Source organism: Rhodanobacter sp. IGA1.0 (assembly GCF_040208325.1).
GTDB classification, from domain to species: Bacteria; Pseudomonadota; Gammaproteobacteria; order Xanthomonadales; family Rhodanobacteraceae; genus Rhodanobacter; species Rhodanobacter spathiphylli.
In genome coordinates this window covers 2,098,117-2,119,483 of record NZ_CP157948.1, presented here as the reverse complement: position 1 = coordinate 2,119,483, position 21,367 = coordinate 2,098,117, and the positions used below count along the sequence as shown (strand labels likewise).

The following is a 21,367-nucleotide window of genomic DNA, read 5'->3' as shown; positions in this document are numbered from 1 at the left end:
CCCGTTCGCGCCTCGTCATTCTCCCGGGTGATAGACCCGCTCGGTATGCCCCTGCAGTTGTTCGGGCCAGAAGTACACGGTGCGCAGATTGCCTGTGGTGTAGCGCTCGGCTTCGTCGTTGAAATGTTTCGAACCGGGATGGCCGCTTTCGCCGCCAGCGGTGATCGCGCGCGCGCTGACCTTCGGGCCGAATTCGACCATGGCCACGAAACTGTTGCCGCTGGTGCCGTAGTAACGCTTGGTGCCGGGCCAGCGATGCGCGCCGAACGAGGCCAGCGAACCCCAGCGCGAGGAGACGAACGGCACCGGGATGCTCGGCTTGCCGTCGTCGAAGCTCTGCACGATGGCGCCGTCGTTGCGCTGGAAGCGGTTGATCTCGCCCCACGGCACGCCCCAGCTGCCGAAGTCGTGCTCCAGCCGGTCGGAGGCGGCGACCAGCGCGTCGAGGCGCGCCTTCGGGCCCGCGTCGCCGGCCATGAAGTCATACACCGACTGGTCTTCCGACTCGGCCTGGGCATGCACGCGATCCCACAGCGTGTCGCCCCAGAACACCGCCAGCGAGGTCGGCATCGAGGCGATGCCCCAGCGATAGTCCCAGCCCCGCAGCAAGGCGATCTGGCCGGCCAGGCGGGGCTTCAGCGGATCGTCGTCGGGCAGCCTGTCGTAGTCGGACACCAGCACCGGGATCAGTTGCGCGAAGGCGGGCAGATAGGAGTCGAACGCGGCAGTGATCAGCGAGGCCTTGCTGAAGTCGCGTACCCGATCGAGCACGCGGGTGGCGTGGATGCCGCGCGGGTTCTCGCCGAAGGTATCCATGTAGCGCGGGTAATCCTTCTGCTGCGGGCTGAACTTGCCCGCGGCGGAGTAGGGCCAGTTGTTGGTGTTCATGATCCAGCCGTTCGGCGGATCGAGCAGGTGCGGCGCCTCGTCCAGCGTGTGCAGGCCCTGCCAGTCGGTGGCCGGGTCGCTGCCGTCGACCGGCCGGGTGTAGTCGAAGCGGTTGTCGCGCCTGGGGATGAATTGTGGATGCATGTACGCGATCTCGCCCTTGTCGTCGGCGAAGATCGTGTTGTTCGAGGAGTTCGCCTTGAGCTCGGCCACCTTGCGGTAGCTGGCGTAGTCGCTGGCCTTGGTGCGCAGCCAGCTCTGTTCGAGCGCCTCCATCGGCTTGTTCATCAGCGCGATGGCGATCCACTTGCCGTCGGCTGCGCGCACGATCGGGCCGTGGTGGGTGAAGCGGGCGGTGAAGCTGCGGCTGGCCAGCGAGCCGTCCTTCGCCCGATAGCGCAGCCTGATCGTGCGCGAGGTGACCGGACGCAGTTCCCTACCGTAGCGATAGAACAGCTGGTCGCCCTTGTGCACGATGGTCTCGGCGAATTCGTCGACCACGTCGGCGCCGGTGGAGGTGTGCATCCAGCCGATGTGCGGATTGAAACCCTGGTAGATGAAGAACTGCCCCCACGTCACCGCGCCGTAGGCGTCCAGCCCTTCGTCGCTGGACATCTGCAGTTCGGAGCGGAAGAAGAACGAGGTGTGCGGGTTGATCCACAACAGCGCGTGGCCGTCCACGGTGAGCTTGGGCGCGATCGCGAAGCCGTTCGAGCCGGTCGGCTCGACCCAGCTCGACGGCGTCTGCACGCTGGCCAGTTTCGTTCCGGCCTTGCCGTAGAACGCGGCGAGCCGGTCGAGCGAGACGCGCTCGATGTCGCCGCCGATGCTGCCTTCGCTGAAGCTCAGCGCCATCCACGGCTCGAACTGCCGGATCACCCGCGGATGCACCTCGGGATGGGTGGCCAGGTAGTAGTTGAGGCCATCCGCCCAGCTGTCCATCAGGGCCTGCAGCCAGGCCGGACTCTTCGCGTACTGCGCCTTGAGTTCGACGGGATCGATGAACAACTGCTGGCGCAGGTCGCTCCAGATCGCCGACTCGCCCTCGGCTTCGGCGAGCCAGCCCAGCGAGTTCAGGTAATTCGTCTCGACCCGGTTGAAGTCGTCCTCGGCCTGGGCGTAGGCCATGCCGAAGACCGCGTCGGCATCGGTGCGGCCATGCACGTGGGCGATGCCCCAGTCGTCGCGGGTGATCGTGATCGCCTGTGCCTGGTGTTGCCAGTCGGCCAGCGAGGGCGGTGTGCTGCGGGCGGTGGCCAGCAGGGCCGTCAGCATCAACGTGGCTGCCAGCAGGCATCGCGGCAGCAGGGCGGATGGCGCCGATCGGCGCACCTTGTTCAAGATGATTGCATGCATCTGCTTGTTATCCCCGGTTCGTTGGCGCTGCCGTACCACGTGGAGTTGACCACTACCGGGCTGTCCGTGCAAAGCCTGGGGCCACGGCGTCGCCGGCTCCGGGGAATGCGCATGGTCGGATCGCCGCGCTCGCAAAGCTGGCCAGCCCCCGCTGCCGATCGTCCTGCAACTGAACTCGGCATTAATTCGCGCGACCGGAATTCGCCGCCGGGTTCGCAGACTGTGCAGCTTTGCTGCGGCAGCATCGGACAGGTTGTGGCGGGGCTTCGCGCATCACCGCCGCAGCATTCCGATATGAAGAGGAGAACTCCCCATGTTGAATCGATCTTCCCGAGGCGCCTGTCTCGCTCTTGCCCTGGCGGCAGTCACATCCCTTGCCGGCTGCAGCGGCTATGTCAAGCGCACCGACTTCGATGCCGCCATCAGCAAGCTGCAAGACACCGACGCCCGCATGCAGCAGCAACTGGACGCGCTGACCGCCGACATGCAGCAGCGCTTCTCCAAATACGATGCCACCCTGACGGAAATGCAGGGGCGCCTGCGCGTGGACACGGTGGCCCATTTCGATTTCAACAAGGCCGACTTGAACGAACAGGACCAGGCCATGCTGAAAGACTTCGCCCAGGTGATGCAGGCGCACCACTCCGGCGCGGTGGTGACGGTGGAAGGCTTCACCGATCCGGCCGGTTCGCGGGCCTACAACCAGCGGCTGGGCCAGAAGCGCGCGGACGCCGTGCGTGACTATCTGGTTTCCAGTGAAGGCATGGCCGCCAGCCAGGTGCGCGCGGTCAGTTATGGCGAGGCGGGCAACCGCCAGGTGGAAAAGGGTGCATCGCGCGACGCGGGCACAAGCAACCGCCGCGTGGCCCTGGTGGTCGATTACGCCGGTTGATCAGGGCGGGGCGCGTCAGCCGCGCCCCGTTCCGGCGGCACAGCCTTGCCGAGCAGATGCCGCTGGCCATCGCCGAGGCAGCCATCACCGTTGGGCGCCCGGTCGGTCCGGACAGCGGCCGCGGGCGACTGTGGGGTTTGTCCAGACCATCATGTAGGCGCGAGGCCGGCGCCGGCGCAGGGTACGGCTGCATTTCGCCCAGGCCTTGCGCCCGCCCTGCAAATGGACGTTCCGGCGCCTTGCGTCGTGGTTATAGTCCGCCTGATCGTGGCGGCGTTCGTTTCGATGCGATGTCGCCACGTTCTTCCGGCCGAGGATACGAACATGCCCAATTCCAGCGATCACCGGCAGAGCGCGAGCTTTTTTCGCAGCCGCCTGAACACGATTGCCTCGCGCACCCGGGTCGGCAAGAGCCGCATCCATATCGATTCGGGCGGCAACCACACCCGACGCCAGCCTTCGCGGTCGATGGAAGAGAAGCTCAGGAATTACGGCGAGCGCCGCTATCACTCGGTGGCGCGCATCCTCGCCTTGTTCGAGATCGTCAGGAAGACCGAGCGGCTGAGTGTCCCGGTGCTGGTCGAAAGCAAGGGCGCGGTGTGGCAGGCCTACGTGGACCGCAGCGGCGGTGTGGACAATGCCTGTCACACCTGCCCATGCCATCTGCAGCTCGATGGCAAGCTGCCGACGATGATCACGGGCAACAAGGGCTTGCGCCGGCATCTGGTGCTGGAGTTTGCCGACTGCGTCTCGCTGCCCCGCAGCGTCAACAACATCGACAGCATCGTCGACGAGATCGCGGGCCGACAGGCGTTTGTCCGGGCGGCCAGCCTGGTGCTGAACCAGCCGGACACAGGCTGGGCGGAGGGGCTGGATCTGTTCCGCGAGGACATGCGCGAGTTGCTCGGCGACATGGTGGAGACGATCACCCGCCCGCCCGGGCCCGAGTACCGGGCCTCCAGTGAATTGAACCAGGAGCGGCTGGACGTGTTGCTGGCGTATTACGAAGGCATCTTCCTGACCAGCACGGCCTCCATCCGGATGAGCCATTTCATCGCCCAGGTCGAGGCAGAGATGCGCGTGCCCTGAGCGCCGGCGTCTTCCATTCGACTCTTTCGCGTTCCCTGGTGCCTGCCACCGCCTGATGATGGGCGGGCCTGGCCTGCCTGCGCCCGCGGTGCCGGTCCCCGGTCATTCCGGAGCGCGATGCTGCGCCCATCGGCGATCTTCCGATCCACGCTGTCATCCGCTTTTCGCGGTGCCGCGCCGCGGCTGCCGGCGCTGTCGTGTGCGCGTCTCACGACCGGTTCAGTCGCATGGCGTGACGGTCGAAAGTACAAGTCCCGCAGGATTGCGGCATCGTAGGCCTCTGGCCTGCCTTCGCGAGGGCAGTTTTCCCGCCGTGATCCAGCGGTGCAGGAAATCCTCTGCCGAAGCTGGCAGTGCCTTCGGCGAGTGGCGGATGCAGATTTTCCGGTCGTGCCAGCGGCATGCCGGGGAAGCGGCCGGCGTCGGGGATTCCGGGTCGGTCGAATGACAGTGACTCACTGAACCGCCCAAACCGAGGAGAACGCAATGCACAACGAATTCAAACTGACCGGCCCGCAGACCGAGCTGACGAGCTACCCCCAGTGGGCCCAGGACATGGTGGCCGATTGCGAAGGCACCAAGCGCAGCGTGATCGAGCACCCGCTGTGGGAGTCCATGATCAATGGCAGCCTGGGCAAGGCCGGAACCACCAACTTCATGGTCGGCATCTGGCCGGTCATCGAACGGTTCCCGGCCTACATGGCGCAAAGCCTGCTGAAGACCCAGTTCGGCCGCAGTGCCGGCGACAACCTGGCGCGACGCTGGCTGGTACGCAACATCCGCGTCGAGCAGAACCACGCCGAATACTGGCTCAACTGGGCCGAGGGTGCGGGGATTGCCCGCGAGGAAGTGCTGCACGGGGTGGCACCGCACGGTACCGAGACGCTGGCCAACTGGTGCGAGGACGTCAGCCGCAGGGATACACTGGCCGCAGGCATTGCCGCCACCAACTATGCGGTGGAAGGAGCCACCGGAGAATGGTCGCAACTGCTCTTCGACAGCCGTCGTTATGTGGAACGGTTTCCGGAGAAGAGCCGGGCCGGGTCGTTGCGCTGGTTGCAACTGCATGCGGCCTATGACGACACCCATCCATGGGAGGCGCTGGAGATAGTCTGTACACTGCTGGGGACGGAACCTTCCGCCGATGAGGTGACCCACGTCGGCGAATGCATCAAGCGCAGCTACACCAGCATGCGGATTCTTGCTGATCGCTGCGTCAAGCCGCATCGTGTTCTGGATGTGATGAACGAAGCCGCAGCCTGAGGGAACCAGGCTCCGGGCAGTGTCTTGCCAGAACGTGACGTGTGGATCACGAACCAAGGGACGCCATGCGAAGCTCGCGACTCAGCTTGCAACGACCGTTGTCACGACGCTTGATGCCGTTGGTGTACGGGCTCGTGGGCATGCTGGTGCTGATCCTGGCACTGACCTGGGGCGCACTGCAGCTGCAAGTGGCTCTCGCCGGTTTTCTCAACGGCGAGAGCATCTGGTCGAAGGCGCAGAAGCAGAGCGTGATTGCGCTGGAGAGCTACGCGATCTCGGGCGATCCGGCCGACCTGGCCAACTATCGCGAGAATTACGCTGTGCTGATGGCCGATCGTTCGGCCCGCGACCAGATCCTGTCCGGCAGCTATGACTACGAGGAGGTGGCCGGCGCCCTGCGTCGCAGCAACACCGTCACCATCGCGATCCCCGGCGTCGTCTTCATGCTGCACCATTTTTCCGGCGCGCCCTACATGCGCGATGCGCTGGATGCCTGGCGTTCCACCGATACCTCGATTCAGGATCTGAACACGATCGCCGATGCCCTGGCCGCCGGCTACGCGAACGGCGTGCCGGGACAGGCGGAGATCACCCGCCAGCGCGCACGCATCCACGCGATCAACAGTTATATCGAGCCGCGCAGCACCCTGTTCTCCCGCAAGATCGCCGATGGCGCGGTGTGGATGGGCCAGGTGCTGTTCTGGGGCGTGTTCGGCGCCGGACTCATCGCCGCGCTGCTCTGGCTGGACATGGCACGGCGCATTCTCGCCAGCGTGCGTGGCAGCGAGGAGCGCTACCGTCTGCTGTTCGACAGCGCCGCCGATGCGATCGTGATGATCGACGAATCCAGCGGGCGGATCCTGGATGTGAACCGCACCACCTCCAGCTGGACCGGACGCAGCGCCGGCGAACTGGTCGGCGACCGCTTCGTGCACCTGTTCGTGCAGTCGATGGCCGGGCAGCAGGCCGGACGGGCAGCCAGCAACCTGCTGCTGGGCGAGCAGGGCAGCACGCGTCCGGTGGAATTGCAGACCAGCCTGGCCAACTGGGGCAGCCAGCCGGTGCGCCAGGCGATCATTCGCGACATCTCCGAGCGTCTGAAGATGGAGCAGGAGCGACGCATCGCGGCGGAGGCGCTGGCGGGCATCGCCGAAGGCGTGATCATCGCCGACGCGGAACGACGGGTACTTTCCACCAACGAAGCCCATGTGGGGCTGACCGGATTTTCCAGCCAGGCGCTGATCAGCCATCACCTGGACGAGCACCGCCGCCTGCCCGACGGCAAGCCGTTGCCGCAGTCGATCTGGGACAGCGTGGCGGCCGGACGGAACTGGAGCGGCGAGGTGCTCAGCACCCGCAACGACGGCAGCAGCTATCCCGAACATCTCAGCATCAGCGCCATCCGCGACGGGGAAGGGCAACCGCAGTATTACGTTGCCGTGTGCACCGATATCCACGAAGCCAAGGCCAGCCAGCAGCGGCTGGAGCACATGGCGCGGCACGACCCGTTGACCGGCCTGGTGAACCGGGCCGAGTTCGAGCGTCATTGCAGCGAGGCGATCGCGGTGGCCGAACGCGAGCGGCTGGCAGTGGTGGTGCTGTTCATCGACCTGGATGCATTCAAGATCGTCAACGACAGCTACAGCCATGCGATCGGTGACCGGCTGCTGGTCAAGGTAGCCGAGCGGATTCGCCGGCAGCTTTCCGATGGCGACGTGGCCGGTCGCATCGGTGGCGACGAGTTCACCGTGCTGATCCCGCGACTGATCCTGCGCGAAGACGCCCGCGCCATCGTCAATCGCCTGCTGGTCAGCCTGTCCGAACCGCTGCTGATCGACGATTACGAGATCGTGCTCAGCGCCAGCATCGGCGTGGCCGGCTATCCGCTGGACGGCGCCAACGCGGCGGCGCTGATCACCAACGCCGATGCGGCGATGTATGCGGCCAAGGCGGAAGAGCGCAACGCCTGCCGCTTCTATACCCCGATGATGCACGCCGACACGCGCCGGCGCCTGCAACTGGCCACCGAGTTGCGCCAGGCGCTGGCCCGCAACGAATTTCACCTGGTGTTCCAGCCCAGCGTGGAACTGCGCAGCGGACGCATCGTGGCGGTGGAGGCCCTGCTGCGCTGGCAGCATCCGGAACGCGGCGAAATACTGCCGGGCGAATTCATTCCGGTCGCCGAAGGCCTGGGCCTGATCCGGCGCATCGACGAGTGGGTGATGCAGACCACCTGCGCCCAGATCCAGGCATGGGACCTGGCCGGCGTGCCGCCGATCCGGGTGGCGGTGAACATCTCGGCCCGCTGGTTCGGCCACCCCGCCTTTGTCGACGGGGTCAGCCGAGCGCTGCAGTCGAGGCAGCTGTCGGCAAGTCGCCTGCTGCTGGAGATCACCGAGAGCGCGATGTTGCGCCTGGGCGACGACATCGAACGCACCATGCAAACCCTGCATGCGCTGGGGATCGAGGTGGCGATCGACGATTTCGGCACCGGTTATTCGTCGATGGCTTACCTGAAGCTGCCGGCGGTGGCCTATCTGAAGATCGACCGCTCCTTCGTCACCGGACTGCCCGGCGATGCCAACGACGCGGCGATCACCGAAGCGATGCTGGTGATGTCCAAGAGTCTTGGCCTGGTGACCATCGCCGAGGGCATCGAGACCGAGGCGCAACACGACTTCCTGTTGCGCAGTGGCTGCGTCGAGGGGCAGGGCTACCTGTATTCCCGTCCGCTGCAACCGGACGAGGTGCGCCATCTGTTGTGCCCGAACCAGCCGCCCGTGCCCGCGCGACTGAAGCTGGTGCCGCCCAAGCGCAGCTGATCCGTCGCGCCTGCGCGCGATTCCGCGCGCAGGCAGCGCTCCGAACCGGTTGATCTGTATCAGTGCGCCCGTGCACCGTGTGCGCGACAGTGCATGAAAACCATCGGGAGGTGGACAGACATGGTCAGCCACGATTGCATGCCACTTCGCCACCAGCCGACTCCGCGCCAGGCTGGCGCTCCCCTGATTGCGGCGCGGTTTGGCCGTGATCGCGATGCTGAAGTGCGAGCCCGCGAGCGACGCATCGATGAGGAACTGGCGCAGAGCTTCCCCGCCAGCGACCCGCCGGGCTGGGTGCAGGGCGCCGCGCTCCTGCCGCACTGATACCCGTCGGCGACGAGGCCGAGCCACCCCATTCCGGATCATCGAGGAGGATGAAATGGACGCATCAATGTACCCGCCTGCCACGGCGGAAACCGCGCGCAAACGGCGCGAACTGGCACCCGTGCCGCTGCAGGCCTTCAAGGTTTTCAGTGCGGCAGTCTTCGCCGACGGCGCCTTGCCGAATGTCACCAAGCAGCTGATCGCGGTGGCGGTGGCGCATGTCACCCAGTGTCCTTATTGCATCAAGGGGCACACCGCCGAGGCGTTGAAGCAGGGCGCCAGCGAAGCGCAGATCATGGAGGCGATCTGGGTGGCTGCGGAAATGCGTGCCGGCGGCGCATACGCGCACTCCACGCTGGCGCTGGACGTGATGTCTCACCAGCATGGAGTCGCCTGAGATGGCCACGCGTTACGCCGGAGTATCTGCCAGCATTCTCGACGGGGTGGGCGACACGCCGCTGCTGGAAATCGAGGGCGTCTACGCCAAGCTCGAATTCCTCAATCCTTCCGGCTCGATCAAGGCGCGCATCGCGAAATACATGATCGAGCGCGCCGAACAGGAAGGCCTGCTCAAGCCTGGCGACACCATCGTCGAGGCGACCAGCGGCAACACCGGCAATGCGCTGTCGATGGTGGCGGCGGTGAAAGGCTATCGCATGCTGGTGGTGATGCCCGAGGGGCTGTCCAGCGAACGGGTAGCGATTTCGCGGGCATTCGGGGCCGAGGTGCTGTTCTGCGGCAACTTCCATGTCAACGAGGCGCTGAAGCGGGCGCGCGAACTCGGCCAGCAGCCCGGCTACTTCGCTCCGGCCCAGTTCGAGTCCGAATGGAATGTCGAGGAGAATCGCGTGGTGCTGGGACCGGAGATCCTCGCCCAGCTGCCGGCCGGCCGGTTGCCCGACGCGCTGGTGCTGGGCGTCGGCACCGGCGGCACCCTGATCGGCGTGGGCCAGGCGTTCCGCGCGGTCAATCCGGACGTGCGGCTGTTCGCGATGGAACCGTCCGAGTCGTGCACGATCCTGTGCGGCGAGATCGCCACGCATACCATCGAGGGCATCTCCGACGGCTTCGTGCCGGGCATCTTCCAGCGCCACGCCAGCCTGGTGAACGAGGTGCTCAGCGTGTCCAGCGCCGACGCCGTGGCCGAGATGAAGCGGCTGGCACGAACCCACGGCCTGTTCTGCGGGCCGAGTTCGGGAGCGCACCTGCTGGCCGCCAAGCGGATCCGGCAGAACTTCCCCGAACTGAAGACCGTGGTGACGGCGTTCTGCGACGAGGGCGAGAAGTACCTGCACGAATACTTCATGCAGCCCGCCGCGGCCGAGGTCGACGCGACGCACTTTCGCTGAGTGGTGCCCGCGGCACTCCCGCAGGCACCGCCCACCGGCGTTTCGAGCAGGACCTACAGCGCTGCGCAGTGGCGGTTCAGCCACTCCAAGTCCGCTGCTTCCAGCAGCGGGCTGAGCGCGGCGCGCACGCTGGCGTGATAGTCGTCCAGCCAGGCGCGTTCTTCCGGATTGAGCAGGCCCGGTTCCAGTGCGCGGCGGTCGAACGGACACATGGTCAGCGTCTCGAAGGCGAGGAATTCGCCGAACTCGGTCTGCTCGGCCTCGACCACCACCGCCAGGTTCTCGTGGCGGATGCCGTGCCGGCCGGGCTTGTACAGGCCCGGCTCGATCGAGCTGATCATGCCCGGCTCCAGTGCCACCAGCGCCCCGCCGGGTACCGGCGCGCGGATGCCGTGCGGGCCTTCGTGCACGTTGAGGAAGTAGCCCACGCCGTGACCGGTGCCGTGGCCGTAATCCATCCCGGCCGCCCACAGCGGCGCCCGCGCCAGGGCATCCAGTTGCGGGCCGCTGGCGCCTTTCGGGAAGCGCGCCCGCGACAGGTTGATCATGCCCTTCATCACCAGGGTCGCATCGCGGCGCTGCTCGGCGGTGGTCTCGCCCAAGGCCAGCACGCGGGTGATGTCGGTGGTGCCGCCGAGATACTGGCCGCCCGAATCGATCAGCAGCAGGCCCTTCGCCTGCAGCGTGCTGTGCGCTTCGGGCGTGGCGCGGTAATGCGGCAGCGCGCCGTTGGCCTGGTAGCCCGCGATGGTCGCAAAACTCTCGCCCACCCAGCCCGGCTGGGCCGAGCGCTCCTCCCGCAGCACCGTGTCCACGTCCAGTTCGGTGACCGTCATGCCCGCGGCCAGGCGTTGCTCCAGTCGGCGGAACCCGCGCACCAGGGCGGCGCCGTCGCGGCGCATCACGTCACGGACATGTTCGAGTTCGGCGGCGCTCTTCACGGCCTTGAAGGCGGTGCTGGGGTTGGCCGCCTCGATCCGGGTCACCGCTGGCGCGATCGCCGCCGCGATGGTGTCGACCACGCGACTGCTGTCCAGCAGCAGGCGTTCGTTTGCGCCCAGCTCGTTCAGCACGGAGGTGACCGAGGCGTAGTCGGCGATGGCGATGCCGTCGGCAGCCAGCCGCGCGACCAGGGCATCGGTGAGCTTGGCGCGCCCGACGAACAGGGTGGCGCGCTGATCGGCCTGGACCAGCAGGTGGGCCAGGAACACCGGATTGCACTCGACGTCGCTGCCACGCAGATTGGTCAGCCAGGCGATGTCGTCGAGGCTGGACAGCAGGTGATGGGTGGCGCCGAGCTTGTGCATCGCCTTGCGCAGTCGGCTGAACTTGTCCGCGCGCGCAATGCACGCATGGGTAAGGTCATGTTCGACCACCGCCGCCTGCGGCAGCGGGGGGCGATCCGGCCAGATCGCACCGGGCAGGTCCAGATCGGTGCGCAGGCTGGCGCCGGTGCCGGCCAGATGCCGTTCGATCTGCTGGCGCGTGGTGACGGACACGCTGTCGCCGGCCACGGCCAGCACGTCACCCTGGTGCAGGTGCTGCTGCAACCACGCCAGGTGTTCGGGGGTATGCGGCACGCGCAGTTTCATCAGGCGGATGCCGCTGCCTGCCAGCTGCTGCTCGGCCTGGGAGAAATAGCGCGAGTCGGTCCACAGCCCGGCCTCGTCGCGGCTCACGATCAGGGTGCCGGCCGAGCCGGTGAAGCCGGACAGCCATTCCCGGGCGGCCCAGTGCGCGGGCAGGTATTCGGACAGGTGGGGATCGGCGCTGGGAACCAGCACGGCGGCAACGCCATGCTGCTGCATGGCCGCGCGCAAGGCGGCAAGACGGGCGGGGACGGGGCTGTTCATCCGGTCATGCTAGCAGGCTGCCCGCGGCTGTTTCACGCTCCCCGGGGGCAGGTAAATGAACTGATCGCGAGGAAAGTTCATCTGCCATCTCGCAGTGAAACGCTTCTGCAGCTAAAATGCCTAATTTCCGCACGGCTGCTTTCCATGACCCCCCTGATTTTCGTCACCGGCGGTGTGGTGTCCTCGCTTGGCAAGGGCATTGCTGCGGCTTCGCTCGCTTCCATCCTCGAAGCCCGCGGCCTCTCGGTCACCATGATGAAGCTCGATCCCTACATCAATGTGGATCCGGGCACGATGAGTCCGTTCCAGCACGGTGAGGTATATGTCACCGACGACGGCGCCGAGACCGACCTCGACCTTGGCCACTACGAGCGCTTCCTGCGCACGCGCCTTACCGGCAAGAACTCGATCACCACCGGCAAGATCTACGAAAGCGTGATCCGCAAGGAGCGCCGCGGCGACTATCTGGGCGCCACCGTGCAGGTGATTCCGCACATCACCGACGAGATCAAGCACTGCATCCACGAGGCCACCCGCGGCTTCGACGTGGCGCTGGTGGAGATCGGCGGCACCGTGGGCGACATCGAGTCGCTGCCGTTCCTGGAGGCGATCCGCCAGCTGCGCATCGAGCACGGCCCGGAGAAGGTGGTGTTCATGCACCTGACCCTGGTGCCGTTCATCAAGGCTGCCGGCGAGATCAAGACCAAGCCCACCCAGCATTCGGTGAAGGAACTGCGCTCGATCGGCATCCAGCCGGACATCCTGCTGTGCCGCTGCGAACAGCCGCTGCCCGAAGGCGAGCGGCGCAAGATCGCGCTGTTCACCAACGTGCCGGAGCAGGCGGTGATCAGCGCCGCCGACGTGGACATCATCTACAAGCAGCCGCTGTACCTGCATGAGCAGGGGCTGGACGACATCGTGGTCAAGCGCCTGAACCTGGACGCCAAGCCGGCCGACCTGTCCGAATGGCAGCGCACGGTGGACGCGGTGGAGCATCCGAAGGACGAGATCACCGTCGCCATCGTGGGCAAGTACGTCGAGCACAAGGATGCCTACAAGTCGCTGGGCGAGGCGCTGCGGCATGGCGGCATCAAGCAGCAGACCCGGGTGAACCTGGACTGGATCGACTCCGAGCAGATCGAGGCCGATGGCGCCGCCAGCGTGCTGGGCAAGGTCGATGCGATCCTGGTGCCCGGCGGCTTCGGCAAGCGCGGCTTCGAGGGCAAGGTGCTGGCCGCGAAGTACGCCCGCGAGCATGGCGTGCCGTATTTCGGCATCTGCTACGGCATGCATGCGGCGGTGGTGGACTTTGCCCGGCATGTCGCCGGCCTGGCCGACGCCGATTCCAGCGAGAACGACCGCAACACCGCCAATCCGGTGATTGCGCTGATCACCGAATGGACCACCGCCACCGGCGAGGTGGAGCAGCGCAGCGACCGTTCCGACCTTGGCGGCACCATGCGCCTGGGCGCGCAGGAATGCCGCCTGAAGGCGGGCACGCTGGCGCGCGAGATGTATGGCCAGGACGTGGTGCGCGAGCGGCATCGCCATCGCTACGAATTCAACAATCGCTATCGCCAGTCGTTCGAGGACCTGGGCCTGGTGATCTCCGGCAAGTCGATGGATGACCTGCTGGTGGAGATCGTCGAGCTGCCGCAACAGCAGCACCCGTGGTTCCTCGGCTGCCAGGCGCATCCGGAGTTCACCTCGACCCCGCGCGACGGCCATCCGCTGTTCAGCGGCTTCGTGCACGCCGCGCGCGAGTTCAAGGCTGTCCATGCAGGCGACAAACTGGCGCAGGAGTCCGTGGCATGAAGCTTTGTGGCGTCGAGGTAGGCCTGGATCAGCGGCTGTTCCTGATCGCCGGCCCCTGCGTGGTCGAGTCCGAACAGTTGCAGCTGGACACCGCCGGCACGCTGAAGGAGATCACCGGCCGGCTGGGCGTCCACTTCATCTTCAAGTCCAGCTTCGACAAGGCGAACCGGTCGTCCGGTGACAGCTTCCGTGGCCCGGGCCTGGAAGAAGGCTTGCGCATCCTGGCCGAGGTGAAGCGCCAGATCGGCGTGCCGCTGCTCACCGACGTGCACGAATACACGCCGATGGACGAGGTGGCCTCGGTGGTCGACGTGCTGCAGACGCCGGCGTTCCTGTGCCGGCAGACCGACTTCATCCAGAAGGTGGCGCGCGCCGGCAAGCCGGTGAACATCAAGAAGGGCCAGTTCCTGGCGCCGTGGGACATGAAACACGTGGTGGCCAAGGCCAAGACCGTGGGCAACGACGACATCATGGTGTGCGAGCGCGGCGCCAGCTTCGGCTACAACAACCTGGTGTCGGACATGCGCTCGCTCAGCGTGATGCGCGAGACCGGCTGCCCGGTGGTGTTCGACGCGACCCATTCGGTGCAGTTGCCGGGCGGGCAGGGCACCAGTTCGGGCGGCCAGCGCGAGTTCGTGCCGGTGCTGGCGCGCGCGGCGGTGGCCGTGGGCGTGGCCGGCCTGTTTGCCGAGACCCATCCCGATCCCAGCAAGGCGCTGTCCGACGGCCCCAACGCCTGGCCACTGGGCAAGATGGAAGCGCTGCTGGAAACGCTGCTGGAGCTGGACGCCGTGACCAAGCGGCATCGCTTCCTGGAGCAGGATGTTTCCTGAAACACCGGGCGCAGCGATGCGCCCGTTCCAACTCTTTCACCAACAGCTTACGGAAACCGCATGAGCACCCAGATCACCCGCATCCACGCCCGTGAAATCCTCGACTCGCGCGGCAACCCCACGCTGGAAGCCGAAGTCACCCTGGCCGATGGCAGCTTCGGTCGTGCGGCCGTGCCCAGCGGAGCCTCCACCGGTTCGCGCGAGGCGGTCGAGCTGCGCGACGGCGACAAGTCGCGCTACGGCGGCAAGGGCGTGAAGAACGCGGTGGCCAACGTCAACGGCACGATTGCCGATACGCTGAAAGGCTTCGATGCGGCCGACCAGAAAGGCCTGGACGGCAAGCTGATCGCGCTGGACGGCACGTCGAACAAGGGCAGGCTCGGCGCGAACGCGCTGCTCGGCGTTTCGATGGCAGCGGCGCACGCGGTGGCCGCCTCGCGCGGCGAGCCGCTGTGGAAGTACCTGTCCAGCTTCAATCAGGCTGGCGGCAAGCCCGGCGCGCTGCCGGTGCCGATGATGAACATCATCAACGGCGGCGAGCATGCGGACAACAACATCGACGTGCAGGAGTTCATGGTGCTGCCGGTCGGCATGCCCACATTCGCCGAGGCGTTGCGTGCCGGCGCCGAGATCTTCCATGCACTGAAGAGCGTGCTGAAAGGCCGCGGGCTCAGCACGGCGGTGGGCGACGAAGGCGGTTTCGCGCCCAACCTGCGCTCGAACATCGAGGCGCTCGACACCATCCTCGAAGCCATCCACCAGACCGGCTACAAGGTCGGCGGCGAGATCCTGCTCGGCCTGGACGCCGCCAGCTCGGAGTTCTACAAGGACGGCAAGTACGACCTGGCCGGCGAAGGCAAGCAGTACAGCTCGGCCCAGTTCGTCGACCTGCTGGCTGGCTGGGCGAAGCAGTACCCGATCGTCACCATCGAGGACGGCATGGCCGAAGGCGACTGGGACGGCTGGAAGCTGCTCACCGACACCATCGGCGATCGCGTGCAGGTGGTCGGCGACGACCTGTTCGTGACCAACCCCACGATCTTCCGCGAGGGCATCGAGAAGAAGATCGCCAACTCGATCCTGATCAAGGTGAACCAGATCGGCACGCTGTCCGAAACGCTGGAAGCGATCGCGATGGCCGACGCGGCGAAGTATTCGGCGGTGATCTCGCACCGCTCCGGCGAGACCGAGGACACCACCATCGCCGACATCGCGGTCGCCACCACGGCCACCCAGATCAAGACCGGCTCGCTGTGCCGCAGCGACCGCGTGGCCAAGTACAACCAGTTGCTGCGCATCGAGGAGGCGCTGGGTTCGGCGGCACGCTACGCCGGGCGCGACGCCTTCCCCAACCTCAGCCGCCTGCCGGGCTGAGCGGGCAGCCCGCTCCCATGCTGCGCTGGATCGCCGTCATCCTGATCCTGCTGCTGATCGGTCTGCAGCTGAAGCTGTGGACCGGCAACGGCAGCATGCGCGAGGTGGACACCTTGCGCGTGGCGGTGAAGAAGCAGACGGACGACAACGCAAAGCTGCTGCAGCGCAACCAGGCGGTCGGTGCCGACGTGCAGGATCTCAAGCACGGCGACCAGGCAGTCGAGGCGCGGGCGCGCACCGAACTGGGCCTGATCAAGCCGGGCGAAGTGTTCTACCAGGTGGTCGAACCGCCTGCCGGCGCAGGCAGCAGCACGCCACCGCCGGTCGCCCAACCCGCCGGATCACCATGAGCGCGGCTCGGCTGTGGTGCGTGGTGCCGGCCGCAGGGCGCGGTACCCGGGTCGGCGGTGACTGCCCGAAACAGTACCTGCCGCTGGCCGGGCGTCCGTTGATCGAGCACACCCTGGAACGGCTCGCCGCGCATCCGCGGATTGCCGGCCTGCTGGTGACGCTGGCCGCCACGGATGCGCACTGGTCGGGCGTGCAGACGCTGCACGGCAAGCCGGTGCTGGCCGCGGTCGGCGGAGCGGAGCGCAGCGATTCGGTGCTCGCAGGGCTGCAGGCCTTGCCGGCATCGGTGGCCCCCGATGATTTCGTCTTGGTGCACGACGCCGCGCGGCCGTGTGTGCGCACGGCGGATATCGCCAGACTGATCGAACTGGCCAGTACCAGGGACGGTGGCCTGCTGGGCGCGCCGCTGCGCGACACGCTGAAGCGGGCCAACGCGGGCGGGTGCAGCGAATCCACCGAAGCACGCGACCTGCGCTGGCGCGCCTTCACGCCACAGATGTTCCGTCGTGCTCAACTGTCGGCGGCGCTGGGTGACGCGGCGCGGCGCGGGGTGAATGTCAGCGACGAGGCGATGGCGATGGAGCAGGCCGGCTTCGCACCGCTGCTGGTCGAGGGCGCCGAGGACAACATCAAGGTAACCACGGCAGCGGATTTCGCGCTGGCCGAATTCCTGCTTTCAAGGACTGCATGATGCGCATCGGTACAGGTTTCGATGTCCACGCCTTTGGCGAAGGCGACCATGTCGTCCTCGGCGGCGTGCGCATCGCGCATCGACGGGGCGTGGTGGCGCATTCCGATGGCGACGTGGTGATCCACGCGCTGTGCGACGCGATCTTCGGCGCGCTGGCGCTGGGCGACATCGGCCGGCATTTTCCGCCCACCGACGAACGCTGGCGCGACGCCGACAGTCGCCAGTTCCTGCGGCATGCGGCGATGCTGATGGCCCAGCACGGCTACCGGCTGGGCAACGCCGACATCACGGTGATCGGCGAGGCGCCCAAGGTCACCCCGCACGCGCAGGCGATGCGCGAGAACCTGGCGGTCGACCTGGACTGCGGGGTCGGCTGCATCAGCGTGAAGGCAACCACCACCGAGAAACTCGGCTTTTGCGGCCGTGGCGAAGGGATCGCGGCCCAGGCCTGCGTCCTGCTGGAGCGCGCGTGAGCGAGATCGAGACCCGCAGTGCGGTCGGTCGACTGCATGACCAGCTTGAAGCCATTCAGGGCGTGCTGCACCGGCAGGACGACGATGTTCCGCTGACCGAAGAGCTGCAGGCCGAGTTGCGCCTGCAACTGGATGCGCTGCATCCGGCCGATATCGCCTTCATCCTCGAATCGCTGCCGCTGGACGACCGTCTCGCGGTCTGGCAACTGGTCAAGGCCGATCGCGACGGCGAGATCCTGCTGGAAGTGTCCGACGCGGTGCGCGAGTCGCTGATCGCGGACATGGACCGGCACGAGATCCTCGCCGCGGCCGAAACGCTGGACGCCGACGAACTGGCCGACCTGGTCGAGGACCTGCCCACGGCGATGCTGCCGGAACTGATGGCCGGCCTCGATGCGCAGCAGCGCGAGCAGGTGCAGTCGGCGCTGTCCTGGGGGGACGACCAGCTCGGCGCGCTGATGGACTTCGAGATGGTCACCATCCGCGAGGACGTCAGCCTGGAGGTGGTGCTGCGCTACCTGCGCCGCTGGGACGAACTGCCGGCGCAGACCGACAAGCTGTTCGTGATCAACCAGGACAACCTGCTGACCGGCGTGCTGCCGCTGCACTGGTTGCTGGTGAATTCGCCGGAGAAGATGGTCAGCGAGGTGATGGCGCCGGACGTCAACACCTTCCATCCCGCCGACGACGCCTACGACGTGGCCCAGGCGTTCGAGCGCTACGACCTGGTGACCGCGCCGGTGGTCGACGACCGCGGTCACCTGATCGGTCGCATCACCATCGACGCGATGGTCGACGTGATCCGCGAGGAGAGCGAAAGCGAGGCACTCAGCCGCGGCGGCCTGCGCGAGGAGGAAGACATCTTCGCCTCGGTGTGGGCTTCGCTGAAGAACCGCTGGTCGTGGCTGGCGATCAACCTGGTCACCGCCTTCATTGCCTCGCGGGTGATCGGCCTGTTCGAGGGCTCGATCGAGCGGCTGGTGGCGCTGGCTGCGCTGATGCCGATCGTGGCCGGCATCGGCGGCAATTCCGGCAACCAGACCATCACCATGATCGTGCGCGCGCTGGCGCTGAACCAGATCACCGCCGAGAGCGCCAAGCGCCTGTGGCGCAAGGAACTGACCGTGTCGCTGGTCAACGGCCTGATCTGGGGCGGGGTGATCGGCCTGGTGGCGTGGTTGCTGTACGACAGCCTCTCGCTGGGCCTGGTGATGACGGCGGCGATGACGCTGAACCTGCTGCTGGCGGCGTTTGCCGGTGTCGGCATTCCCGTGCTGATGACGAAATTCGGGCGCGATCCGGCGCTGGGTTCCAGCGTGCTGATCACCGCGATGACCGACAGCGGCGGCTTTTTCATCTTCCTCGGACTGGCCACGATCTTTCTGGTCTAGTGCGGGCCGGGCGCGCCCGCCGCTGCACGCCATTCCGAATCATCGTTGCCGGGAACCCCCATGTCTGAACTTCCCCAAGCCTTCGGCCATCCTCCGCTGACTGCCCGGATGCGCGTCAGCGCCGAGGATTTCCAGGTCGAGGAAGTGCTGGGCCATGACGCCGACGGCACCGGCGAGCACGCCCTGCTGTGGGTGGAAAAGCGCGGCGCGAACACCGACTGGGTCGCCCGCGAACTGGCGAAGTTCGCCGGCGTGCCCCCGCTGGCGGTGGGCTTTGCCGGCATGAAGGATCGCCACGCGGTGACCCGCCAGACCTTTTCGGTGCAACTGGCCGGCAAGCCCGATCCGGACTGGTCGGCCTTTCCCCATGCCGAGGTAAAGGTGCTGGCCGCCACCCGCCATTCGCGCAAACTCAAGCGCGGTGCGCTGCGCGGCAACCGCTTCGTGCTGGTGTTGCGCGAAGCCGCGGGCGACCGCGCCGCGACCGAGGCGGTGCTTGCGCAGGTCGCTGCCCGGGGCGTGCCGAACTACTTCGGCGAACAGCGCTTCGGCCGGGAAGGCGGCAACGTCGCCCAAGCCCGCGCGATGTTCGGCGGGCGCCGCGTCGACCGCGACAAGCGCTCGATGCTGCTGTCGGCGGCCCGCTCGCACATCTTCAACAACGTGCTGGCGGCGCGGGTCGAGCTCAACGCGTGGGATACGCCGCTGCAGGGCGAGATCTGGTCGCTGGCCGGCTCGCGTTCCTGGTTCGGGCCCGAGCCGTTCACGCCGGTGCTGGCCGAGCGCCTGGCCCGCGCCGATATCCATCCCTCCGGCCCGTTGTGGGGGCAGGGCGAGCCACCCTCCGAAGATGACGTGGGTGAGCTGGAACGTGGGATCGCCGCGCATGACAGTGACCTCGTGGCGGGCCTGGTGGCGGCGCGGATGGACCAGGAGCGCCGGCCGTTGCGTCTGCTGCCGAAGGACTTGCGCTGGCACTGGCTTGCCGACGATGCGCTGGAGCTGTCGTTCGAATTGCCTGCGGGCGCTTATGCCACCGTCGTCGTGCGCGAGCTGGCCACGATCGTGTAGCGGGTTGTGTTGCCGGGGTCAGCCCCTGAGCAATACCACGACCGCGCCGGTGCCGCCCAACGCCGGCCGCGCCGAGGCGAACGCGATCACGTCGTCGCGCCGGCGCAGCATGCGATCGGTGAGTCCCTTCAGTACCGGCCCGGCGGACTTCGAGCGCAAGCCCTTGCCATGCACGATGCGCACGCAGCGCAGCCCGTGTTGCTTCGCTTCGGCGAGGAAGGCCACGATGCTGGCTTGTGCGGCGGCGGCGTTCATCTGGTGCAGGTCGAGGTCGTCCTGCACGCTGAACTGGCCGCGCTTGAGCTGGCGCAGCAGCTTCGGCGGATAGCCGTCGCGCAGGTAGCCCAGCTCTTCGCCGACTTCGAGCACGGCCGGGTCGAACGCCATGTCCAGCAGCTCGCCCGGCACGGCCGCTTCGTCGGCCTCCAGCATGTGCGGGTGCGGCGCCGGTCGCGCCGCGGCCGGCGGTGCGGCCACCGGATCGAGCACGCGCACCTCGCCGATCGCCTCGCGAAACAGCTGGCTGTCGGCATCGGTGATCGGAGCGGGCGGACGGCGCTTCATCGGGCCATGCTACCCAATGCGGCGCGGCCGGGCGAATGGCAGAAGCGCCGAAGAACGGCGTGAAACCGGGGACGCGCTCCGGTAGACTTCGAGGCTTCAGCAGTGCGCTGCCGCAGGATGGAATGCGCGCCTGCGTGTCGCTTTCCACGGAGCATCATGCGAGTTCTGGTAAGTAACGACGATGGCGTGGATGCCCCGGGCATCCGCGTGCTGGCCGAGCGTCTGGGCGAAGTGGCGGACGTGACCGTGGTCGCGCCCGACCGGGATCGCTCCGGCGCAAGCAATTCGCTGACCCTGGACGCACCCTTGCGGGTGTTGCCGATGGCCAACGGCTATTACCGGGTGGCGGGCACGCCCACCGATTGCGTGCATCTGGCGCTGGCCGGCCTGCTCGATGAAGAGCCGGACATGGTCGTGTCGGGCATCAACAACTCCGCCAACCTCGGCGACGACGTGATCTATTCCGGCACCGTCTCGGCGGCAATGGAAGGACGCTTCCTGGGGCTGCCGGCGATCGCCGTGTCGCTGGTCAGCCACGACCACAAGGGCGTGCACTACGACTCGGCCGCGAAAGCGGTGCTGCTGCTGATGAACCGCCTGCTGGTCGATCCGCTGCCCGCCGACACCATTCTCAACGTCAACGTGCCCGACCTTCCCTGGGCCGACATCCAGGGCTTCGAGGTCACCCGGCTCGGACGTCGCCATCGCGCGGCCCCCTGCATCGCGCAGACCGATCCGCGGGGGCGGCCGATCTGGTGGATCGGCCCGGCCGGCGAGGCCGATGACGCCGGCCCCGGCACCGACTTCAACGCCGTGCGGCGAGGTTTCGTCTCGGTGACGCCGATCCATGTCGATCTGACCCGGTTCCAGGCACTGGAGAAAGTCAGCAGCTGGATGCAGCCGCTCAGCGACGAGATGAGCGACGCGGTGGCCGACGGCCGCAAACCCACGAACGAGGTGGCCTGAGC

General features: G+C 67.0%; 19 protein-coding genes. 16 read left to right on the top strand and 3 right to left on the bottom strand.

Features of this window, described 5'->3' with window-relative positions; translation table 11 throughout:
* Window positions 1-15: 15 nt before the first annotated feature.
* The gene (locus ABNK63_RS09505; RefSeq protein ID WP_350015472.1) at window positions 16-2,244 is read right to left on the bottom strand and encodes a penicillin acylase family protein; all 2,229 of its coding nucleotides are present in this window, start codon (window positions 2,242-2,244) and stop codon (window positions 16-18) included.
* A gap of 313 nt (window positions 2,245-2,557) precedes the next feature.
* Here ABNK63_RS09505 and ABNK63_RS09500 point away from each other — a divergent pair, with 313 nt between their 5' ends.
* The 7 genes from ABNK63_RS09500 to ABNK63_RS09470 all read left to right on the top strand — a co-directional run bounded on the left by ABNK63_RS09500 (window position 2,558) and on the right by ABNK63_RS09470 (window position 9,983).
* Window positions 2,558-3,136 (top strand): OmpA family protein, encoded by a 579-nt coding sequence (locus tag ABNK63_RS09500; RefSeq protein ID WP_350015471.1) that lies wholly within the window; start codon window positions 2,558-2,560, stop codon window positions 3,134-3,136.
* Window positions 3,137-3,460: 324 nt separating this feature from the next.
* Window positions 3,461-4,225, top strand: coding sequence for a hypothetical protein (locus tag ABNK63_RS09495; RefSeq protein ID WP_350015470.1), 765 nt, complete (start codon window positions 3,461-3,463; stop codon window positions 4,223-4,225).
* Window positions 4,226-4,711: 486 nt separating this feature from the next.
* Window positions 4,712-5,488, top strand: coding sequence for an iron-containing redox enzyme family protein (locus tag ABNK63_RS09490; protein ID WP_007809133.1), 777 nt, complete (start codon window positions 4,712-4,714; stop codon window positions 5,486-5,488).
* Between the two features lie 113 nt (window positions 5,489-5,601).
* On the top strand, window positions 5,602-8,310 hold the full coding sequence (locus tag ABNK63_RS09485; protein WP_350015469.1) for an EAL domain-containing protein: 2,709 nt from the start codon (window positions 5,602-5,604) through the stop codon (window positions 8,308-8,310).
* A 138-nt stretch (window positions 8,311-8,448) separates the two neighbouring features.
* On the top strand, window positions 8,449-8,634 hold the full coding sequence (locus ABNK63_RS09480; protein ID WP_157582266.1) for a hypothetical protein: 186 nt from the start codon (window positions 8,449-8,451) through the stop codon (window positions 8,632-8,634).
* A 55-nt stretch (window positions 8,635-8,689) separates the two neighbouring features.
* Complete coding sequence (locus tag ABNK63_RS09475; RefSeq protein WP_040673448.1) at window positions 8,690-9,031, top strand: carboxymuconolactone decarboxylase family protein; 342 nt, start codon at window positions 8,690-8,692, stop codon at window positions 9,029-9,031.
* A 1-nt stretch (window position 9,032) separates the two neighbouring features.
* Window positions 9,033-9,983, top strand: coding sequence for a cysteine synthase family protein (locus ABNK63_RS09470; protein ID WP_350015468.1), 951 nt, complete (start codon window positions 9,033-9,035; stop codon window positions 9,981-9,983).
* A gap of 53 nt (window positions 9,984-10,036) precedes the next feature.
* Here the strand turns inward: ABNK63_RS09470 and ABNK63_RS09465 are convergent, their stop codons facing one another.
* Window positions 10,037-11,836, bottom strand: coding sequence for an aminopeptidase P family protein (locus ABNK63_RS09465; protein ID WP_350015467.1), 1,800 nt, complete (start codon window positions 11,834-11,836; stop codon window positions 10,037-10,039).
* Between the two features lie 144 nt (window positions 11,837-11,980).
* Here ABNK63_RS09465 and ABNK63_RS09460 point away from each other — a divergent pair, with 144 nt between their 5' ends.
* From ABNK63_RS09460 to truD, 8 genes are read left to right on the top strand one after another with little or no spacing between them, the layout of a single operon-like run.
* Entirely contained in the window at window positions 11,981-13,651 is a 1,671-nt protein-coding gene (locus ABNK63_RS09460; RefSeq protein WP_056718366.1) for a CTP synthase, read from the top strand.
* Complete coding sequence (gene kdsA / locus ABNK63_RS09455; protein WP_350015466.1) at window positions 13,648-14,484, top strand: 3-deoxy-8-phosphooctulonate synthase; 837 nt, start codon at window positions 13,648-13,650, stop codon at window positions 14,482-14,484. Before ABNK63_RS09460 ends, kdsA begins: the two co-directional genes overlap by 4 nt.
* 60 nt (window positions 14,485-14,544) lie before the next feature.
* Complete coding sequence (gene eno, locus ABNK63_RS09450) at window positions 14,545-15,858, top strand: phosphopyruvate hydratase (protein WP_350015465.1); 1,314 nt, start codon at window positions 14,545-14,547, stop codon at window positions 15,856-15,858.
* A 17-nt stretch (window positions 15,859-15,875) separates the two neighbouring features.
* Entirely contained in the window at window positions 15,876-16,208 is a 333-nt protein-coding gene (ftsB, locus tag ABNK63_RS09445) for a cell division protein FtsB (protein WP_007809116.1), read from the top strand.
* Window positions 16,205-16,900, top strand: coding sequence for a 2-C-methyl-D-erythritol 4-phosphate cytidylyltransferase (ispD, locus tag ABNK63_RS09440; protein WP_007809114.1), 696 nt, complete (start codon window positions 16,205-16,207; stop codon window positions 16,898-16,900). The genes ftsB and ispD overlap by 4 nt, the downstream gene beginning before the upstream one ends.
* The gene (gene ispF, locus ABNK63_RS09435) at window positions 16,900-17,373 is read left to right on the top strand and encodes a 2-C-methyl-D-erythritol 2,4-cyclodiphosphate synthase (RefSeq protein ID WP_056718403.1); all 474 of its coding nucleotides are present in this window, start codon (window positions 16,900-16,902) and stop codon (window positions 17,371-17,373) included. The genes ispD and ispF overlap by 1 nt, the downstream gene beginning before the upstream one ends.
* Window positions 17,370-18,764 (top strand): magnesium transporter, encoded by a 1,395-nt coding sequence (gene mgtE / locus ABNK63_RS09430; RefSeq protein ID WP_007809110.1) that lies wholly within the window; start codon window positions 17,370-17,372, stop codon window positions 18,762-18,764. The genes ispF and mgtE overlap by 4 nt, the downstream gene beginning before the upstream one ends.
* 60 nt (window positions 18,765-18,824) lie before the next feature.
* The gene (gene truD, locus ABNK63_RS09425; RefSeq protein WP_350015464.1) at window positions 18,825-19,835 is read left to right on the top strand and encodes a tRNA pseudouridine(13) synthase TruD; all 1,011 of its coding nucleotides are present in this window, start codon (window positions 18,825-18,827) and stop codon (window positions 19,833-19,835) included.
* A gap of 18 nt (window positions 19,836-19,853) precedes the next feature.
* Here truD and ABNK63_RS09420 read toward each other — a convergent pair whose 3' ends face one another.
* Window positions 19,854-20,399: a Smr/MutS family protein gene (locus tag ABNK63_RS09420; RefSeq protein WP_350015463.1), complete on the bottom strand. Its 546-nt coding sequence runs from the start codon at window positions 20,397-20,399 to the stop codon at window positions 19,854-19,856.
* Between the two features lie 156 nt (window positions 20,400-20,555).
* Here ABNK63_RS09420 and surE point away from each other — a divergent pair, with 156 nt between their 5' ends.
* Window positions 20,556-21,365, top strand: a complete 810-nt coding sequence (surE, locus tag ABNK63_RS09415) for a 5'/3'-nucleotidase SurE (protein WP_350015462.1) — start codon at window positions 20,556-20,558, stop codon at window positions 21,363-21,365.
* The last annotated feature ends 2 nt before the right edge of the window (window positions 21,366-21,367 follow it).

Bases quoted from the DNA above. Each gene is read 5' to 3' on its own strand.
- surE (WP_350015462.1), top strand. From the start codon at position 20,556: ATGCGAGTTCTGGTAAGTAACGACGATGGCGTGGATGCCCCGGGCATC.
- ispF (WP_056718403.1), top strand. From the start codon at position 16,900: ATGCGCATCGGTACAGGTTTCGATGTCCACGCCTTTGGCGAAGGCGAC.
- ABNK63_RS09495 (WP_350015470.1), top strand. From the start codon at position 3,461: ATGCCCAATTCCAGCGATCACCGGCAGAGCGCGAGCTTTTTTCGCAGC.
- ABNK63_RS09465 (WP_350015467.1), bottom strand. From the start codon at position 11,836: ATGAACAGCCCCGTCCCCGCCCGTCTTGCCGCCTTGCGCGCGGCCATG.
- ABNK63_RS09485 (WP_350015469.1), top strand. From the start codon at position 5,602: ATGCCGTTGGTGTACGGGCTCGTGGGCATGCTGGTGCTGATCCTGGCA.
- ABNK63_RS09500 (WP_350015471.1), top strand. From the start codon at position 2,558: ATGTTGAATCGATCTTCCCGAGGCGCCTGTCTCGCTCTTGCCCTGGCG.
- ABNK63_RS09475 (WP_040673448.1), top strand. From the start codon at position 8,690: ATGGACGCATCAATGTACCCGCCTGCCACGGCGGAAACCGCGCGCAAA.
- ispD (WP_007809114.1), top strand. From the start codon at position 16,205: ATGAGCGCGGCTCGGCTGTGGTGCGTGGTGCCGGCCGCAGGGCGCGGT.
- kdsA (WP_350015466.1), top strand. From the start codon at position 13,648: ATGAAGCTTTGTGGCGTCGAGGTAGGCCTGGATCAGCGGCTGTTCCTG.
- ABNK63_RS09480 (WP_157582266.1), top strand. From the start codon at position 8,449: ATGCCACTTCGCCACCAGCCGACTCCGCGCCAGGCTGGCGCTCCCCTG.
- ABNK63_RS09420 (WP_350015463.1), bottom strand. From the start codon at position 20,399: ATGAAGCGCCGTCCGCCCGCTCCGATCACCGATGCCGACAGCCAGCTG.
- ABNK63_RS09470 (WP_350015468.1), top strand. From the start codon at position 9,033: ATGGCCACGCGTTACGCCGGAGTATCTGCCAGCATTCTCGACGGGGTG.
- truD (WP_350015464.1), top strand. From the start codon at position 18,825: ATGTCTGAACTTCCCCAAGCCTTCGGCCATCCTCCGCTGACTGCCCGG.
- ABNK63_RS09505 (WP_350015472.1), bottom strand. From the start codon at position 2,244: ATGCATGCAATCATCTTGAACAAGGTGCGCCGATCGGCGCCATCCGCC.
- ABNK63_RS09490 (WP_007809133.1), top strand. From the start codon at position 4,712: ATGCACAACGAATTCAAACTGACCGGCCCGCAGACCGAGCTGACGAGC.
- ABNK63_RS09460 (WP_056718366.1), top strand. From the start codon at position 11,981: ATGACCCCCCTGATTTTCGTCACCGGCGGTGTGGTGTCCTCGCTTGGC.
- eno (WP_350015465.1), top strand. From the start codon at position 14,545: ATGAGCACCCAGATCACCCGCATCCACGCCCGTGAAATCCTCGACTCG.
- ftsB (WP_007809116.1), top strand. From the start codon at position 15,876: ATGCTGCGCTGGATCGCCGTCATCCTGATCCTGCTGCTGATCGGTCTG.